18 protein-coding genes and 6 pseudogenes are annotated in these 14912 nt (G+C 67.7%); 12 read left to right on the top strand and 12 right to left on the bottom strand.

Annotated features, from left to right (window positions below; translation table 11 throughout):
* Positions 1–4: 4 nt before the first annotated feature.
* The 4 genes from C6N31_RS46260 to sigK form a co-directional block, all read right to left on the bottom strand.
* Positions 5–775, bottom strand: coding sequence for a DUF6233 domain-containing protein (locus C6N31_RS46260; RefSeq protein WP_368860193.1), 771 nt, complete (start codon positions 773–775; stop codon positions 5–7).
* Positions 729–920, bottom strand: coding sequence for a hypothetical protein (locus tag C6N31_RS38605; RefSeq protein ID WP_138359225.1), 192 nt, complete (start codon positions 918–920; stop codon positions 729–731). The genes C6N31_RS46260 and C6N31_RS38605 overlap by 47 nt, the downstream gene beginning before the upstream one ends.
* 339 nt (positions 921–1259) lie before the next feature.
* Positions 1260–1466 (bottom strand): cold shock domain-containing protein, encoded by a 207-nt coding sequence (locus C6N31_RS38600; RefSeq protein WP_138359227.1) that lies wholly within the window; start codon positions 1464–1466, stop codon positions 1260–1262.
* Positions 1467–1977: 511 nt separating this feature from the next.
* Complete coding sequence (gene sigK, locus C6N31_RS38595) at positions 1978–2502, bottom strand: ECF RNA polymerase sigma factor SigK (protein ID WP_232486175.1); 525 nt, start codon at positions 2500–2502, stop codon at positions 1978–1980.
* A 112-nt stretch (positions 2503–2614) separates the two neighbouring features.
* On the opposite strand from sigK, the gene C6N31_RS38590 reads away from it, so the two are divergent.
* From C6N31_RS38590 to C6N31_RS38570, 5 genes and pseudogenes are all read left to right on the top strand, one after another.
* Entirely contained in the window at positions 2615–2815 is a 201-nt protein-coding gene (locus C6N31_RS38590) for a hypothetical protein (RefSeq protein ID WP_138359231.1), read from the top strand.
* A 254-nt stretch (positions 2816–3069) separates the two neighbouring features.
* A complete protein-coding gene (locus C6N31_RS38585; protein ID WP_138359233.1) occupies positions 3070–3561 on the top strand; it encodes an ATP-binding protein in 492 nt (163 codons plus the stop codon).
* A gap of 81 nt (positions 3562–3642) precedes the next feature.
* Positions 3643–3867: pseudogene (locus C6N31_RS38580) on the top strand (transposase family protein); the annotation flags it as partial.
* A 349-nt stretch (positions 3868–4216) separates the two neighbouring features.
* A pseudogene (locus C6N31_RS38575) lies at positions 4217–4711 on the top strand (chlorophyllase); the annotation flags it as partial.
* A gap of 161 nt (positions 4712–4872) precedes the next feature.
* Positions 4873–5229 (top strand): annotated as a pseudogene (locus tag C6N31_RS38570) (IS110 family transposase); the annotation flags it as partial.
* Between the two features lie 727 nt (positions 5230–5956).
* On the opposite strand, the gene C6N31_RS38565 reads toward C6N31_RS38570, so the two are convergent.
* Entirely contained in the window at positions 5957–6304 is a 348-nt protein-coding gene (locus tag C6N31_RS38565; protein ID WP_232486174.1) for a hypothetical protein, read from the bottom strand.
* Here C6N31_RS38565 and C6N31_RS38560 point away from each other — a divergent pair.
* A complete protein-coding gene (locus tag C6N31_RS38560; protein WP_187145378.1) occupies positions 6303–6479 on the top strand; it encodes a hypothetical protein in 177 nt (58 codons plus the stop codon). The two genes, C6N31_RS38565 and C6N31_RS38560, sit on opposite strands and share 2 nt — an antisense overlap.
* Before the next feature lie 698 nt (positions 6480–7177).
* Here C6N31_RS38560 and C6N31_RS38555 read toward each other — a convergent pair.
* The 4 genes and pseudogenes from C6N31_RS38555 to C6N31_RS38540 form a co-directional block, all read right to left on the bottom strand.
* A pseudogene (locus tag C6N31_RS38555) lies at positions 7178–7645 on the bottom strand (TniB family NTP-binding protein); the annotation flags it as partial.
* A 206-nt stretch (positions 7646–7851) separates the two neighbouring features.
* On the bottom strand, positions 7852–8217 hold the full coding sequence (locus tag C6N31_RS38550) for a hypothetical protein (RefSeq protein ID WP_138359373.1): 366 nt from the start codon (positions 8215–8217) through the stop codon (positions 7852–7854).
* Positions 8214–8828 carry a hypothetical protein gene (locus C6N31_RS38545; RefSeq protein WP_138359375.1) on the bottom strand — a complete coding sequence of 205 codons (615 nt, stop codon included), beginning with the start codon at positions 8826–8828 and terminating at the stop codon, positions 8214–8216. The genes C6N31_RS38550 and C6N31_RS38545 overlap by 4 nt, the downstream gene beginning before the upstream one ends.
* Complete coding sequence (locus C6N31_RS38540) at positions 8825–9175, bottom strand: hypothetical protein (RefSeq protein WP_198359298.1); 351 nt, start codon at positions 9173–9175, stop codon at positions 8825–8827. The genes C6N31_RS38545 and C6N31_RS38540 overlap by 4 nt, the downstream gene beginning before the upstream one ends.
* A 117-nt stretch (positions 9176–9292) precedes the next feature.
* Between C6N31_RS38540 and C6N31_RS44610 the strand changes: the two genes are divergently transcribed.
* Positions 9293–10030 (top strand): RsmB/NOP family class I SAM-dependent RNA methyltransferase, encoded by a 738-nt coding sequence (locus tag C6N31_RS44610; RefSeq protein WP_232486173.1) that lies wholly within the window; start codon positions 9293–9295, stop codon positions 10028–10030.
* Positions 10031–10051: 21 nt separating this feature from the next.
* Here the strand turns inward: C6N31_RS44610 and C6N31_RS38530 are convergent, their stop codons facing one another.
* Entirely contained in the window at positions 10052–10495 is a 444-nt protein-coding gene (locus C6N31_RS38530) for a hypothetical protein (protein WP_187145220.1), read from the bottom strand.
* Between the two features lie 33 nt (positions 10496–10528).
* The gene (locus C6N31_RS38525) at positions 10529–10858 is read right to left on the bottom strand and encodes a hypothetical protein (RefSeq protein WP_138359379.1); all 330 of its coding nucleotides are present in this window, start codon (positions 10856–10858) and stop codon (positions 10529–10531) included.
* 132 nt (positions 10859–10990) lie between these two features.
* Between C6N31_RS38525 and C6N31_RS38520 the strand changes: the two are divergent.
* The 5 genes and pseudogenes from C6N31_RS38520 to C6N31_RS38500 form a co-directional block, all read left to right on the top strand.
* Positions 10991–11350 (top strand): annotated as a pseudogene (locus tag C6N31_RS38520) (IS21 family transposase); the annotation flags it as partial.
* A 75-nt stretch (positions 11351–11425) separates the two neighbouring features.
* The gene (locus C6N31_RS38515) at positions 11426–11944 is read left to right on the top strand and encodes a hypothetical protein (RefSeq protein ID WP_138359704.1); all 519 of its coding nucleotides are present in this window, start codon (positions 11426–11428) and stop codon (positions 11942–11944) included.
* A gap of 172 nt (positions 11945–12116) precedes the next feature.
* Positions 12117–13469, top strand: a complete 1353-nt coding sequence (gene istA, locus C6N31_RS38510) for an IS21 family transposase (RefSeq protein WP_438817445.1) — start codon at positions 12117–12119, stop codon at positions 13467–13469.
* On the top strand, positions 13466–14236 hold the full coding sequence (gene istB / locus C6N31_RS38505; protein WP_138359593.1) for an IS21-like element helper ATPase IstB: 771 nt from the start codon (positions 13466–13468) through the stop codon (positions 14234–14236). Before istA ends, istB begins: the two co-directional genes overlap by 4 nt.
* Positions 14237–14318: 82 nt before the next feature.
* On the top strand, positions 14319–14687 hold the full coding sequence (locus tag C6N31_RS38500) for a VOC family protein (RefSeq protein WP_138359591.1): 369 nt from the start codon (positions 14319–14321) through the stop codon (positions 14685–14687).
* Positions 14688–14761: 74 nt separating this feature from the next.
* Here C6N31_RS38500 and C6N31_RS38495 read toward each other — a convergent pair.
* A pseudogene (locus C6N31_RS38495) lies at positions 14762–14912 on the bottom strand (IS3-like element ISRhosp5 family transposase); the annotation flags it as partial.

Below are 14912 nucleotides of genomic sequence, written 5' to 3'. Positions count from 1 at the left end.
GCTGTCACATCTCCGGCATAGCGGCCGGGACGCCGGTCACGAGACGAGAACGCCGCCGCTTGCGCGCCTCCCGTGTCCGACAGGAGCACCGGTGTGAGAAGCAGTCCCCACCCCGGAGCTCCTGGACCGACCACGGGATCAAGAAGATTCGCTGGAGCGCCCTCAGATCGCGGTGCCCCATGAGACGGACTGCTGCGCGACGGCTGGCAGCACGCGCATCATGCTGGGCGGAACGACACCGATGACCCACACCCATGAGCCGGACTGCCCCGTGTGGTGCGCGCGCTGATCCCGTGACGGAGCCGCGAGAAGCCGCGGGCTTATGCGCCCCGGCGTTCGGGCCTGCAGCGCTGCACGGTGCGGCCTCAGGCTGCGCCAGTGCGGCGTGGGCCTGCTTCGTGGTGGCGAGGCGGGTGAGGTCGCGGGTGGCGTGGCAGTCGCCGCGGTGCACGATGCGCGCCGGCCCACGCTCAAGCACGAAGTAGACCGGTTCCTCGACTTGCCAGGCCGGGGTGGCGCCGTTCCGCTGGGTAGGCACCGTGTCGTACGCCTGGCCTCCGAGCGGCTCGCACCGGGTGGCGGGTGCGGCGAAGTCGACGGGTGCGGGGTCTGCAGGCCCGCGGCGTCGATCTTGCGTGTGGCGGGGCGTGCACCGCAGGGTGGGAGCGCCGTGAGCGGGCTGCGAATGCAGCGGGTGAGCACAGGAGGCCGCCCGGCCCCCGGGTTGTTCAGCCGAACGCGGAGAAAGCCCGCTGCTCCCTTTCCTCCTGAGCATCCCGGACGGTGCTCCAGTCCAGTGCCTGGCGTACCTGGTCCCGTGTCTGCTCGGCCACCTGCCGCGTCTCGGCCAGTACGTCACCCAGCTCCTGGACCAGCCCGTCATAGATTGGTGGATGCTCGGATATCTCTGCGCTGCTCATAGGCCTGATCCTGCCCGTTTCCCGGTGGCCTGTCACGCCCCGCCAGGGAAACCGTGCTGTGCTGCGGGCCGCCCGCAGACAGGTCCAGGCCGCCGGGCAGTAGGTCGAGGGCGGGCGCGCGGTGCTGCGCTCCTGGGGCCTGGAACCCTGACCGGGCGTTGACCTGCCGCCGGTCAGGTGGAACCGACCACGCGCTCCGCTGAGACTGACCACGGGCTGCGTTGGAACTGACCGTGGCTGGGGCGGGTGATGCTGCGGTGTGTGTGCAGCCCCCTTGGGTGCGCAACGGCTACGGCGTATGCGCCATCACGTGTGCGCGTGTGCGGGTCTTGGGGTTAGTTATGTTCGGATCTGGCGGGCGACGAAGCGGGTTGCGGTGAGTTCCAGGACGAAGGAGATCTGCTGGTCTTCCGACAGGCCGGAGCAGGGGCCTTCGATGTCTTGTTCTTCGAAGTAGACGGGGTCGTTGCCGCCGATGGGGATGACGAATCCGTAGCCGGCGTCCCGGTTGAACCACTGCACGAACCCGATGGTTCTGCTGCTCATGGGTGCCTCTTCTCGCGTGGGTCCGCAGCCGTGCGGTGCTTCCCCTGTCGTCTCGCCGGATTGCAGCTGCGGGACTGCGCTGGGCGGATATTCGGGCGGTTCGCGGCGGGGATGGTGGGAGAGGTGCGGGCCTCACGCACCGACCGGCGAGCACCCCGTGGAGCAACCACGGACAGTGAACGAATCACACCTCTCTGTGGGTATTTTTCCCACTCTGCCGGTTTCATTCATCCGACTACTCGGGCGGGGCGGGGGTTCCTGCGGGCACGGGCGCCGACCAAGACCCTGGCCATAGGGGAGTGCTGCGGCCCGCGGGCCGGGAGATCCAGGCCGCCCGGCGGCAGATCCAGGACTGGTGCAGGGTGGTGTGGGTGAGGTGTCCCCGGCCGGGGGTGCCTGAGGCTGGGCCGCCCGAGGTTGACCGGATGGGCGCCGGGCCACGTTTTGGCGGCCTCAGCGATGGCGTCCTGTGGTTCCAGGTCGTGACGGGCGGCCGGCGTGGGGCAGGGGGTCAGGTGCTGGCGAGGCAGTCGCGCAGGCGGATCATGCCGTCGCGCAGCCGGGTCTTGACCGTGCCCAGGGGGACGCCCAGCCGCTCCGCGGTCTCCCGGTAGGTGTGCCCGTCGTAGTACGCGAGCTGGACCGATTCCCGTTGCAACGGTGTCAGTGCGTGCACACAGCGGCGTACCCGCTCGTGCTCCAGGCGGTGTTCGACACTCTCGCTGACCTCGTCGAACAGGGTGTGGTGGTTGCCTGCCGCGAAGCTGCGGTCCCGGTCGGCCGCCGCCTGTGCGGAGCGGACCCGCTCCACCGCGCGGCGGTGCGTCAGCGTCATGACCCACGCCAACGCGCTGCCGCGGGCCGGATCGAACCGGGCGGCATGACGCCACACCGCGATCATGGCTTCCTGGCAGACCTCCTCAGCGTGCCCCTCATGACCCACCACCCGCCGCGCCAGCCCCAGCACCGGGCCCGCGATCAGCGGATAAAGCTCCCCAAACGCCTCCCGGTCACCACGGCCGACAGCGACCAGCAACCCCTCCGCGGGTCCAGGACGGCACGACGCGTCGGCCGGGGGCGTCGGCCGCCCGGATACCCCTGATGTTCCGCACATGAGGAGAAGCCTCTCAAAAACCGCGCTCGCATCCGTGGCGCCCGCGATCAACCACCTCCTGGACGCCGCCCAAGCACTGCTGTCCACAAGCAACCCGCCCCCGGACCTGTCCTCCCGCGAGCAACTGCACACTGTGCGCGATGCGCTGCGCGCCGCCCGCAGGCAGGTCCAGGCCGCCCGCCAGCAGATCGAGGACGGGTGCGCGGTGCTGCGCTCCCTGGACCTGGAACCCTGACCGGGCGCTGACCTGCTGCGGCAGGTGGAACCGACTACGCGCTCCGCCGTGCCCGCTTGTGTTCGGATGATGTGTTGGTGGATGTGGGGGGAGGGGGCAGGCGCCCGGTAGGGCGTATGTGGGCTATGGCGACCCGGTGTGGTGACCACGGGGCTTCGAGGAACGGCTGAGGCAGTGATCGGTGATGAGTGATGGGTGAGCGGTACCGGGCCATGAGGGTCGCCGGCGATGTGGGTGGGGCGCGTCGTTGGGCGTTGGAGCAGGTGGAGAACTTCGGCTGGGGTCCCGCTTGGCGCCCCGATCCGGGGGTGGTGGCGTTGGTGGTCTCGGAGCTGGTGACGAACGCGCAGCGGCATGGCGGTGGCCGGATCGGGTTGTCCCTGGGTCTGGATGCGGGCCGGTTGCGGATCGCGGTGAGTGACGGTTCGCTGCGTCTGCCGGTTCAGCGACCTGCGGAGTCCGGCAGGATCGGCGGTCATGGGGTGCGGATCGTGGCGGAACTGGCCGGGGGCTGGGGTGTGACCTTGCGGGGTGTCGGTAAACAGGTGTGGGCCGACCTGGTGCAGCCCGGCCCGGTCGCCTCGCCGATGCCCGCCTGGCGGCGCCGCGTGCGCAGTGTTCCGCGCTCTGCCTGGCCGGTTGCCGCAATCGTGTTCACGTGCGGTGTTCGGGCCGCCGCACGGGGACGTCGCCACTGGAGCAATCAACTGCCTGGCGGCTGCGAGGTTGGCAGGGCTTCGGCGTAGTCGGCGGGCGTCCGTTTCGTGATCACTTGAGCCCGAGCAGGGCGAGGGGGCGGTCCGCGTTGCGGGCGTTGTGTCGCAGGGCGCATCTGCGAGCGCCAGGGCGTTCCCATCGTGGCCGATCTCGCCTACCAGGGCGCCGGTCCGTGGCTGACCACGGGCATCAAACGCAGGCCCCCGCAGGAACTGACCCCCACTGAGAAGACCCACAACCGTGCCCTGGCCGCCACACGGGCACCCGTCGAATGCGGCGTCGCCCGCCTGAAGTCCTGGCGGATCTTCCGCAGGTCCCGATGCAGTCCCAACCGCCGCCGCACCCGCCCGCACAACGGGCGCGGCCGTGGAACTCGCGCCGGCCGGTGCGCTCGCCACCCAGTGCTACTACAGGGTCAACGCCAACGGCGGCGGTCAACCACCCGTTCAACCATGCGTTCACTGCTCCGCCGCCGCTCCCCGCGTTTTAGGGCTGTGACCTGCACTAGTGCTTCGCCGCGCTGATCCTGCGGGGGTCAGGCTGCCTTGAGCGGGGTGCTGTCGTAGGACCAGCGGAATGGTCGCGCCTGGTCGTCGTAAGCGAGGTGAATTCGCGGATTTGCTCGACGAGGTCCTGGCGGGAGTCGAACTCGCCTCGGCGTAGGAGTCGGCGGGCCAGGATCGAGTGGTAGGTCTGCGCGTCACCGACCCCCAGACCGGCACCGCCGACGACCTGTCCGACTCCCGGGTCATGGCCAGCATCCAGCTGGCCACGGCCGGCGAGGGCGGCGACGAACTGACCCCTTTCGCCCACGAGAACCTTCCCTGGCTCCGCGACCAGTACTTCTCCCACATCACCGCCCCCGGACTGGTGGTCGCCGGCGACAAGGACGATCTCCCGCTCACCACCCGAGGACCCGCCTGGACAAGCGACCCCTACACCCTCAGCCGCGGCGACAAGAGCCTGCTCACCGTCTTCGGCGGCGAGCACTTCCTCGGCGGCACCTCCGGCTACCGGGCAGCAGAGACCACCGACGAGGACTCCAGCCGCGTCGCCCTCGTCCAGCAGGTCACCCTCGCCTACCTACGCCACATCACCGGCATCGACCACACCGACTGGCAGATGGCCCGATCCGTCCTCGCTGACGCCCACGCGCTGGGGCGACTGGACAGCAAGTGACCCTCGGCGGTTGAAATACACGCTTTCGTCCGCTCATCGGCCCCCCCGCAGGATCAACGCGGGCAGGCACTAGTGATGTTCGGCGGCAGCGTCCTGGGCGCGGACTTCCCCCTCTGTCTGCCCTTTCCCCGGACCCGGGTGGGAGATGACGGGGTGGGTGCGACGCGTTCGTCATCGCCGATGCCGCCCGCACCATGTCCCACACCCTTCGGGCCATCGAGTTCGCCGACGAGACGATCGCCGAAATGGAGATGCTCGTCGGCTTCGACGACGACCTGGCAACCGAGTCGACCCGGACCAAGAACCGGCTCCGCGGCCTGCTCACACAGATCCATCCCTCACTGGAGAAGATTCTCGGCCCGCGCCTGGACCACCCCGCCGTCCTGGCCCTGCTCGAGCGCTTCGGCTCTCCCGCCCAGCTCAGGAGAGCCGGTCGCCGCCGGCTGGTCACACTGCTGAGACCCAGAGCACCCCGCATGGCAGAGCGCCTGGTCGGCGACATCTTTACGGCACTCGAACGAGCAGAGCGTTGGGCCCTCGGGGGCCGCACGGTGGCTACCAGGGGCCTTTCTGGGTGTCCGTAGCCGGTAGAGCGGGGCGGTGGCCGCTATCGCTGGCGCCGGTCTGGCGAGCGCCGATGGCGTCCCCGCCGAGCCTGTTTCGCGTCGTGCCCGCGGCGGCGCTGTTGGGTGATCCGGGCGACGCGCTTGGCCATCCGGGTCCAGGGCAAGATGAGGGTGACCATGTTGGACACTGTTCCCATGGGCGCCTCGCTCCCGGTCTCTTCCAGTACAGCCCTTGGCCAGGCCTCCGGCAAATCCGCACCGCCCGGCAGTCCGGGCTGGGGGGTGCCCCTAACTTTTGGTCAAGGTGGATGGGTGCTGGTTCGGGCGTCTGGAACCATGTGCCTGTGCATGCTGATGATCAGGTTGGCGAGGGTGTCTCTGGGGAGTTCGCGGTGTTTCTGCGGAACGCTGCCGACGGCCGTCCGAGGAAGATCGTTCCTTCGGTCTGCGGCGGGCGCGTGTTCTGCGTACTCGTTGACGATGTGGGCGGCGTACTGTGCCCTGTTTTCGTATAGCCGCGCCACCGCGTCCGGAGCCTGCAGGCGCTGGATCGCCGTTGACGCCGTAGGTGAGTGTCGACGACGATTCAGCGCTGCAGCCACGCCGTGCCTAGGGCCCCGGGGCCGCGCGAGCACGGAAGGGCGTTGCTGTGCGCGGGTTCTGGTCGGTCAGCGGCGGTTCAGAAGCGGATACACACCGGTCCCTGGTTGTAGTTGACCTTCCCGAACTGGGTGACGGCTGAGTTGCATGCGGCGTTCATCGTGTCCTGGTCGGACTCGGTTCCCCGGCCCATCTCCTGGCCCCGGCCGTCCTCGGAGCCGAAGTCGATGCACACCGGTCCCTGGTTGTAGTTGACCTTCCCGAACTGGGTGCTCGCGTCGTTGCACTGCGCGCTGAGCACGTGCCGGACCATCACATCGTGCTCGCCGTACGGGGAGTAGTCGCTGGCCGAAGCCGTGCCGGCGCCTGCCATCACGGCGGCGGCGGCAAAGGCGGTGGCCGCAACGGCCTTACGGAAACCCATCATGATCATTCTCCAGAAGGTGGAGGACTGGGACAACGGTGACTTCATCAGCACCGGCTGGTGCCGCACTCCGGACACGCCGCACGGGGCGCACCCGTCCGCCAAGTGGCCGAACGCCTGCTACATCGCCGAGGCCGCAGGTCACGGGCGCCGTCGAGCTGAGCGGGTGGGCGAATGACTTTCTTTGCCACCAGCGGGTGGTGCGGCTGCCGGGTCCGGCTGATCGGGTTGCCGGGCTGGTGCCGTACGGCGCTGCGGCGTGCGCGGCCGGCGGCCAGGTGATCTATTGGTTGCCGGACAGTGTCCTGTCTGTCCCGGCCGACAGCCGGGATACTGTCCGCACCCGTGCCGGAGTTCACGACCGGTCGCGCAATCCAGTCACTGGTGAGGAGTCCACCTGTTGTGCTGGGACGCGTGCGGGATGCGCGCCCGCGCCTCCTGTACCCCGGGGTCGGCCAGCAGAGAGCCGAAATGACGTCCTCCGCCTCCGCGAAGGCACGGGTGCATGCGTGCCGCCGTACGGCCTCCTGCACGCGCTGCTTCTCCGCCCGGTCACCGCTCACGGTCGCTCTCCTGTCCACCGGAGGGTCCGGCCGCGGCGGCCGGACCCTCGGCCGCGAGCCGATTGGCGAGGATCTCCTGACATTGAGCGGGTGGTTAGTTGGTGTGGTGGGTGTCTTGTGGGCTGGGGTGTTGGTGGTTGGGTGAGAACAGGTGATGGGGCGGGCTTTGGGGGTCTGGTCTGGGGTTGTGTCAGCTTTTGTGCGTGGTTTGGTGGGTGTTGTACGGGGCGTCTGGGTCTAATGGCTCGGGCGTTTTTTGCTGCTCAGAGGCGTTTTGCCTGGTCAGGGTGCGGCGGGAGGGGGTTGGGGTGGGTTAGCGGGTGGGGCGTCGTTGTTGTTCGGTGTGGTGGTCGAGGGTGATGGCCTCGAGCGAGTTCTTGGTGATCTTCTCGGTGCCGTCGCTGATGGCGGTGATCGCTGCTTGGCGGATGAGTCGTGTGAGGGCGCCGATGCGGCCTGCGGTGCGCAGGTGGAGGTAGCTGGTCATGCGGGGGAGGGTGCCGGGGCGGTGGGCTTGTAGGTCGAGGGCGGATTCGATGCCGGTGACCAGGTCGCGGAAGGGGTAGCTCTGGCCGTGGCGGGCGGGGAGGGGCCCGGCGTGGATGAGGGTGGCTCTGGCGGCGAGTTGGGCGCCGCGGATTCCACTGAACAGGGGTGTGGTGGTGACGTCGATCCCGGCGTAGACGAAAGTCGCGCCGATGCGTTCGGTGAGGTCCTTTAGCAGGTCGGCGGTTTCCGCGCCGGTGGTGGTGCGGGGGTTGAGGCGGTGGATTTCATCGATCTTACCGACCGCAGGAGCTCGGATACCGGCTCTGAACTGCGATGATCCATAGACTACATGTCCGTCACGGTGACCGATGCACTTCTCTGTAGCTCGTCTGAGTGGTGCCGCGGTAGAGCCCGGCGGCGGTGGAGTCGCGGTGTGACAACGCAACGTAGTTAGCATGGAGAAGGCGGCTTTGTCGGCAAGCGCACTCGCCGACGCCGTCAACATGCGGAGATGTCAGGCTTTTGGGGTGCAGTGCGGAGGACGCCTGTGCATGCCAGCAGGGTGGTCGCCGTAGCGTCGAGGAACAGCATGAAGGCCCAGGTCTGGTCGGGTGTGTCGATGCGGCCAATCCGGATGAGGGCGTCTTCAGCGCCTTTCAGGGTGTCGACGGCTTCGCTGAGAGCGAGCGTCTTCTGGCCGCGCCTGAGGGTGTGGTGAAGTCGCGCCTTGTAGATGCCGGCAAGCTCGGCTGCGGGGACCAGGCCGTCCCAGATGATGAAGTCGCCCTCTGCCAGGGCGGCTCGGGCCATGGCATGGACTGTCGTGTCGCCGCTGAGCATCACGATCAGCTCATCGCGGGTCATGCGTGTTTCCCGTCGCGGGGTTCCGTCTCGGTTCCCGGTCGGGTCCAGAGTGTGAGGTCACTGCTGGTGGCGACTGCGAGGGTTCGTCCGGAGGGAGAGAAGCCCGCGGCTCGGAGCGTCGAGTAGTCGGAGTGGAAGATGTGCCACCACTTCTCTGCGTGCGGCCCGTTGTGAGGCATGCCGCCGTCTGCGGAGAGCAGGACCCGGTCGTTGGGCCACTCCGGGCTGATCACTTCCAGTGTCCAGCCGTCAGCGGTGGTGCTGTGCAACCCGCCTCCGAAGAGTCCGGCGATGGGCACTCGGGTTCCGGTGATCGGTCCCAGCCCTGGGCAGGAGAGGTCAGGAACCGCGTCCGGGGTACTCGTGTCGGGGTCCGGATCGCGATCTCGGGCGATCTTCTCGCCAGTGGTGGCGTCGAAGAGCCCGTGACCGTCGTAGGAGACCACCATGACCAGGTCATGCCCGGTGTCGGGTGCCAGCGCGAAGCCGATGCCGAGCAGGCCGCCGACCGGGGTGCGCCGGTCCAGGACCGGGCGCCAGGGAGCTGGCGGTGTGATCACCGGGGCTGCGAGGAACCGTTCGCGAAGCTGTTGCTGATAGTCCGAGATCACGGTGTCTCCTCGTGCTCCGTCGATGATCCGGTCGAGGCGAGTCGAAGTCGAGCGACGGCCCAGATCCGCTCGAAGACGTCTTCGGTGACTTCTGCAGCAGCGTCGGCATCTTCCCAGCCGGTGAGGGCGCCTTCCGCAAGAACGCCGTACTGCCGCTCGTAGGCGGCCGTCGCAGCGGCGTCGCCATGGTCTCTGCACTGCAGGACCTCGCCGAGCGCGGCTGCGGTGACCGGAGTGCGCTTGGGCCCCTGCAGATCCACTTGCCGGCTCGCCCACTGCTCATCGTCGAGCTCGAAATAGGACCAGGTGGCGCTCTCACCGTCATGCGTTCGGATCCATCGCGTCATGGCCCTATCGTCGCTGACCTCGGCAACCAGATTTTGGACTGGGGGGATAGCCCGAAGCCGGTCAGCTTGCTTGGCATCCCGTGGACGGCCTGCCCGGTCGGGGTGCATGATCTGGTCATGCCGACTGAAGAAGAGCTCGGGTCCATGGAGGTGCGGATCGCGGCCGCATCCGTGGGTGCGTGGGTTCCCGTGCTGGAGACTCGTGGTGCGACCGGCGGGGCGAGCTGCATCCAGATCGCCCCAGCCACTGCCGTGGAGGACGATGAGATCTATCTCAGCCGATTCACCAATGGAGAGCAGGTCCAGGTCAGTCCGGACCTGCAACTGGATGCCGATCTAGATTTCATCGCTTCTGCGCGACAGGACATGCCCCGCCTGGTCGCTGAGGTGAGGCGACTGCGCGCGCTGCTGCGGGGGGATAGCGACCGGCGGCATGCCGCTTTCGTGGCGCTCCGCGAGCTCGGGCGAAGCCAGGACTACCGTGACCGGGCAGACGCCGGTCGTGGCCTTGCGGCCTTCGCCGACATGCAGGAGGCCATCGGGCCACTGCTGGAGCTTGTGCTCGACCCGGGCGACACCTTCGTCACCCGGGTGACTGCGGAAGCCGTGCTCCGGAGAAGGGACAGGATCGGGCTGACGATCGTCGCCTCCGCGCTGGCGGTCGCCGACTGGAGTCACAGCGAGTGGATCCACACGGCGGTCCGCGATGTGTTCGGCATCTTCTCCGAAGAGCGGGACAGCGCGATGCAGCTGTGCGAGGAGATGCTGCAGGAGCCCGACGACCGCGTTGTCCTGGGTGCCCGTCAGCTCCACGAAGCCTTGGCCGACATCGACCCCGTTCTTCGCCCCGCGTAGCTCCGCAGTGCGGGACAGGCTTCAGGAAGGCGCTCCAGAGCTGGGGCAAACCGGTGGCACTTCGGTCTCGTCAGCGGCGATCAGGGAGATTGCCTTGTGGACGGCGTCGAACAGCGTCCAGCCGTCGAGCTCCTCGGCGATGGGCCGTTCCGGGTTCCGGCCGCGTCGGACGGCTTCGTCGAGCAGAGCCCTGACGGTGCCGGGCTCGTGAAGGTTCAGGGTTCTGCCGTCGGAGGTTCCGACGGTCCCGGACGGCTGCGGATAGCCGTCCGGGACGAGCCGGTCAGGGCCGTGTGAGAACTGGATTCGCAGGCCGCCGCGACCTTCCAGCGAGCGGATGGACATCGTTTCGCAGCAGCCCTCGCGGGTGCCGTCAGCGAGCGAGTGGTGAGTGTGCCGCAGCGACCACAGGTAGGTCCTGTCGCCGATCGTGAGGCGGCGTGTCCTCTTTCCGCTGCGAGTCATCCGCAGATCGTAGCGGTGGCCGAGGGTCGGGCTTCAGGGTCGGCTGGGCCCGTCGTAGTAGCCCGGACACGCCAGCAGGACGGAGTTGAAGAAGTAGCCTTGTTCGTCCTCCGGGTCGTCGTCTCCCTGGAACGGGCGCCAGAAGCTGAGCAGTAGGTCCGGCGCGATGAACGACGCGGGATCGTCCTCCGCGGCGACGATCGTGGTGACTTCGGCTATGCGGCTCGCGACGTCCCGGGCTGGCAGTCCGAACACGTCGATGCCGCGGAAGAGAACGACATCGGACTGCTGGGAGGGGCGGCCGAGTTCGACAGCTTCCAGGAGGTTGAGAGCGGACAGCGCAAGATCCTTGTAGGCGGACACCTCGGATCCTGCTCCACGGACAGCTGATCTCCCTGTCCCAGGTCGTCCGTTTCGTGTCGATTCCGAACAAGTGATCCCCCCGGCGGTTGGCTCGCTGTTGCCGAACACCGAGTCCGTCCCTCCGGAGGGATCATGAAGAAGTCTGACAGGGAGATCATGGAAATCTTCGAGTCGCTGGACGCCACCGAGTGCGCTCACTCGGCCGCTCAGCTGGCAGGAGTCGACCCGAAGACCGTGCGGAGATACGCACGGATGAGGGACCTGGGCCAGCCGGTCGGCGCACCGGCGAAGCGCCCGAAGCTGATCGACCCGTTCCTGCCCAAGATCGAGGAGTGGGTGGACCGCTCGCAGGGCAAGGTCCGCGCGGACAAGCTCCACGAGCGCCTGGTCCTGCTGGGCTTCACCGGCGACGAGCGCACCACCCGCCGCGCGGTCGCGGTCGCCCGGGCCCGCTGGAATGCCGGCCACCGCAGGACGTATCGCCCCTGGGTGTGTTGACTGAACTACCCGGTGGGCCCTCGTCGTTCGTGAGACAGGTCAGACGACGAATGGCTAGGGACGCTGCCCATGACAGAGCACGAGGACGACGCGTTGGACTTGGGCTCATTGGTCGTGCCGGGAGCGGGGTCACTGGTGGCGACCGACGACCCTTGGGAGCCTTATCGGCTGCTGGATCCCTGCGGGTTGGCCGTCGGCTCGGTGCGCGAGTACTTGAAGGACTTGCAAGCGGCAGGCCGGTCGTCACTGACCCAGCGTTCTTATGGCATGGACCTGCTTCGGTGGTTTCGCTTCCTGTTGTGGGCGATCGGCATCCCGTGGAACGAGGCGACTCGCATCGAGGCACGCGATTTTTCCCGATGGATCCAGATCACCGCCAAGCCGACGCGGCCGCACTGGCGATCTGATCCGGCCGACGCAGTAATTTCGCTGCCGGTCCCTGCCAAGGCGCCCAACGCGGTGACCGGCAAACGACCGGTCGGGCGAACGTATGCGTCGTCCACTATCGCCCACAGCGAGACGGTCCTGCGCGGCTTCTACTTCCACCACTTGGAGGCCGGAACCGGCCCGCTGTCGGGGTACACGTGAACGTCCCCAGCCTCGTACGGATGAAAAGGGACAGTTGCTGATGCGGTGAGACATGCTGCTCGGCACTCTGATGCTTGGTCGATTCGGGCGGCGGAGGGGGCTGGCAGTGGTCTTGGATCCGCAGCGTTGGCTGGAGCTCCGGCGCTTTCGGGGCCTGCTGGAGTCCGGGGCGATGAGCCTGTCGGAGATCGCCAGGGAGACCGGGCTGGACCGCAAAACGGTCCGTAAGTACCTGTCGGCGCCGGGTCCGGCGACGCCTCCGCGGCGGTCGCCGAGTGGGCGGTCGCGGGCGAGGGTGATCGACGAGTTCGGGCCATTGATCGACTCGATGCTTCGGGCCGAGGTCCTGATGAAGGCCGCGGTCATTCATGAGCGGTTGGCCCAGGAGTACGGCTTCACTGGCAACTACCAGCGAGTCAAGCTCTACGTCCAGACCTCCCGGCCCAGAATCGCCGAGGAACTCGGCATCACGCCCAAGGAACTGGCGGGGATGCACCGCCGGTTCGAGGTGATTCCGGGGGCCCAGGCCCAGGTTGACTGGGGTGATGAGGGCAAGATCCTCGCTCACATGGGCATCGCGAAGGTCTACTCCTTCCATATGACGTTGTCGTATTCGCGGGACCCGTTCTGCTGCTTCACCACGAGCCAGGACCTGCAGACCTTCTTCGACTGCCACCGCCGGGCCTTCGCCCACTTCGGCGGGGCTCCGATGACGATCGTCTACGACCGGACCAAGACCGTCGTCCGCCGCCACGTTGCTCCTGGTGAGGCGGTCCCGCTGCATCCGGAAGCGGTCGGCTTCGCCGGCCACTACGACTTCGACATCGACGTGCTGGCCGCCTACCGGCCGCAGGGCAAGGGCCGGGTCGAGCGGCAAGTTCTGATCGTCCGCGATCACGTTCTGTCCGGCCGGTCGTTCTCCTCCGTCGAGGAGATGGACGCCGCGTTCACCGCGTGGGTGCCGCTGCGGCGGGCCCAGATCCACAAGACGCACCGGGAGGTCATCGCGGAGCGGGCGGCGAGAGATCACGCGGCGCTCAAGCCGCTGCCGTCGGTTCCGTACTTGGTGGCCGAGCGGCAGCTGCGGCACGTCGGCAAGGACTGCCTGGTCGCCTTCGACGGGAACCTCTACTCCGTGCCGGCCCGGCGAGTCCGTGCTCGTCAGCTGGTCGAGGTCCGAGCCACGAAGTCCCAGGTCATGCTGCATGGCACCCTTGCTGACATCCATGGCAGCACGCTGCTTGCCGCCCACCCCCGGGCGATCGGCCGCGGTGCCCGTGTCGTCGATGAGTCGCACTGGGACGGTCTGCCCACCGGTAAGAACCGTCGGACCACCACCGGCGACATCCCCATCCAGCCTCGGCAAGAGCGGCCGCGGGGCGAGGAGACCGGCCCGCTGCAGGCCCTGCTGAACCGGGCCGCGGCCACCCGGATCGAGGTCGGGCGCCGACCGTTGTCGGTCTATGACGAGCTGACTGGCACCCGTCCCTTCACCACCCATCGAGCGACGAAGGAATCCTCTTGAGCGAGCTGACCGGCAACCGTATCCGCACCACGGCCGGCAAGCTCGGCCTGCCCCACCTCGCGGAAACCATCAACGAGTTCACCCGCCGGGCGGACGAGGCGAAGATGGGCTATCTCGACTTCCTCGACCTGGTCCTCTCCGAGGAGCTGGCTGTCCGCGACGACCGCCGGTTCCGGCAGGGTCTGCGACTCTCCCGGCTGCCGCACCACAAGACGCTCGATGAGTACGACTTCTCGTTCCAGCCCGACCTCGACCCGCGCAAGGTCAAGGACCTCGCCACGCTCTCGTTCGTCGAGGCCAAGGCCAACGCGGCTCTCCTGGGCCCGCCGGGGGTGGGTAAAACACACATCGCCGTCGCTCTCGCGGTCGCGGCTTGCCGGGCCGGCTACTCGGTCTACTTCACCAGCCTCGACGACATGGTCCGCAACCTCAAAGCCGCCGAAGCCGCCGGCCGCCTGGCCAACAAGCTCGGCACCTACCTACGGCCGGGTGTCCTCGTAGTCGACGAGGTGGGCTACGAGATCCTCGAACGCGGAGAAGCCAACCTGGTCTTCCAGGTCATCTCCAAGCGGTATGAAAAGGGCTCGATCATCCTGACCTCGAACAAGACCTTCAGCGAATGGGGACAGGTGTTCGGTGACGAGGTCCTGGCCACCGCCATCCTCGACCGCCTCCTGCACCATTGCGACGTGATCTCCATCAACGGCCCCAGCTACCGGCTCAAGAACCGACTCAAGGCCATCGAGCGGGACACAGACGTGGCCTGACAGGCCACGTCGCGAACCGGCCGGCGGGGCGGCCCCTTTTAGGGTGGCATCAGGAAAGTCTGCTGATCAGCTCGGAGATGCCATGCCCTTGAAGATGAAGTTGAGCGCGATAACACTAGATTGCCCTGATCCACTGGCTCTGGCGGTGTTCTATCAACAGGCCACCGGCCTTGAGCCGCACCCGAAGTCGGACGCTGACTTTGCCGGTCTCAACCGTGAGGATGGACTCCTCATAGGCTTTCAACGGGTCGACGACTACCGGGCGCCGAGCTGGCCTGATCAGGCCGTTCCCCAACAATTTCACCTTTGCTTCGACGTCGCGGACCTGGACGAGGCGGAGGCTCGGTTGCTGGAGCTGGGAGCAGGCAAGGCTCATCACCAGCCGCATGAGGACAGGTGGCGGGTCCTCACTGATCCGGCCGGGCATCCCTTCTGCATCGTCAGGGGCTGACGCAGCCGTGCTCCCGCACACGACATAGCTGGGGACGTTCATCCGTACGCGGTTGGGGAGGTTAGGTAGTACGCCGACAGCAGGTCCAGCACCGTTGCCAGGTAAAGGAATTGTCCGTCGCCGATGGGGAGGTAGGTGATGTCGCCGACGTACTTCTGGTTCGGTGCGGTGGCGGTGAAGTCCCGCTGGAGCAGGTCCGGCACCGGCGTCGCGTCGGGTGCGGGA

The organism is Streptomyces fildesensis (assembly GCF_016107395.1).
In the GTDB taxonomy this organism is placed as follows: Bacteria; Actinomycetota; Actinomycetes; order Streptomycetales; family Streptomycetaceae; genus Actinacidiphila; species Actinacidiphila fildesensis.
This window is presented reverse-complemented; position numbering and strand designations above follow the sequence as displayed.

Bases quoted from the DNA above. Each gene is read 5' to 3' on its own strand.
- C6N31_RS38560 (WP_187145378.1), top strand. From the start codon at position 6,303: ATGATCATTCTCCAGAAGGTGGAGGACTGGGACAACGGTGACTTCATC.
- C6N31_RS38565 (WP_232486174.1), bottom strand. From the start codon at position 6,304: ATGATGGGTTTCCGTAAGGCCGTTGCGGCCACCGCCTTTGCCGCCGCC.
- C6N31_RS38605 (WP_138359225.1), bottom strand. From the start codon at position 920: ATGAGCAGCGCAGAGATATCCGAGCATCCACCAATCTATGACGGGCTG.
- istA (WP_438817445.1), top strand. From the start codon at position 12,117: ATGAGCCTGTCGGAGATCGCCAGGGAGACCGGGCTGGACCGCAAAACG.
- C6N31_RS38515 (WP_138359704.1), top strand. From the start codon at position 11,426: ATGACAGAGCACGAGGACGACGCGTTGGACTTGGGCTCATTGGTCGTG.
- C6N31_RS38550 (WP_138359373.1), bottom strand. From the start codon at position 8,217: ATGACCCGCGATGAGCTGATCGTGATGCTCAGCGGCGACACGACAGTC.
- C6N31_RS44610 (WP_232486173.1), top strand. From the start codon at position 9,293: ATGCCGACTGAAGAAGAGCTCGGGTCCATGGAGGTGCGGATCGCGGCC.
- C6N31_RS46260 (WP_368860193.1), bottom strand. From the start codon at position 775: ATGCTCAGGAGGAAAGGGAGCAGCGGGCTTTCTCCGCGTTCGGCTGAA.
- C6N31_RS38530 (WP_187145220.1), bottom strand. From the start codon at position 10,495: ATGACTCGCAGCGGAAAGAGGACACGCCGCCTCACGATCGGCGACAGG.
- C6N31_RS38540 (WP_198359298.1), bottom strand. From the start codon at position 9,175: ATGACGCGATGGATCCGAACGCATGACGGTGAGAGCGCCACCTGGTCC.
- C6N31_RS38600 (WP_138359227.1), bottom strand. From the start codon at position 1,466: ATGAGCAGCAGAACCATCGGGTTCGTGCAGTGGTTCAACCGGGACGCC.
- C6N31_RS38500 (WP_138359591.1), top strand. From the start codon at position 14,319: ATGCCCTTGAAGATGAAGTTGAGCGCGATAACACTAGATTGCCCTGAT.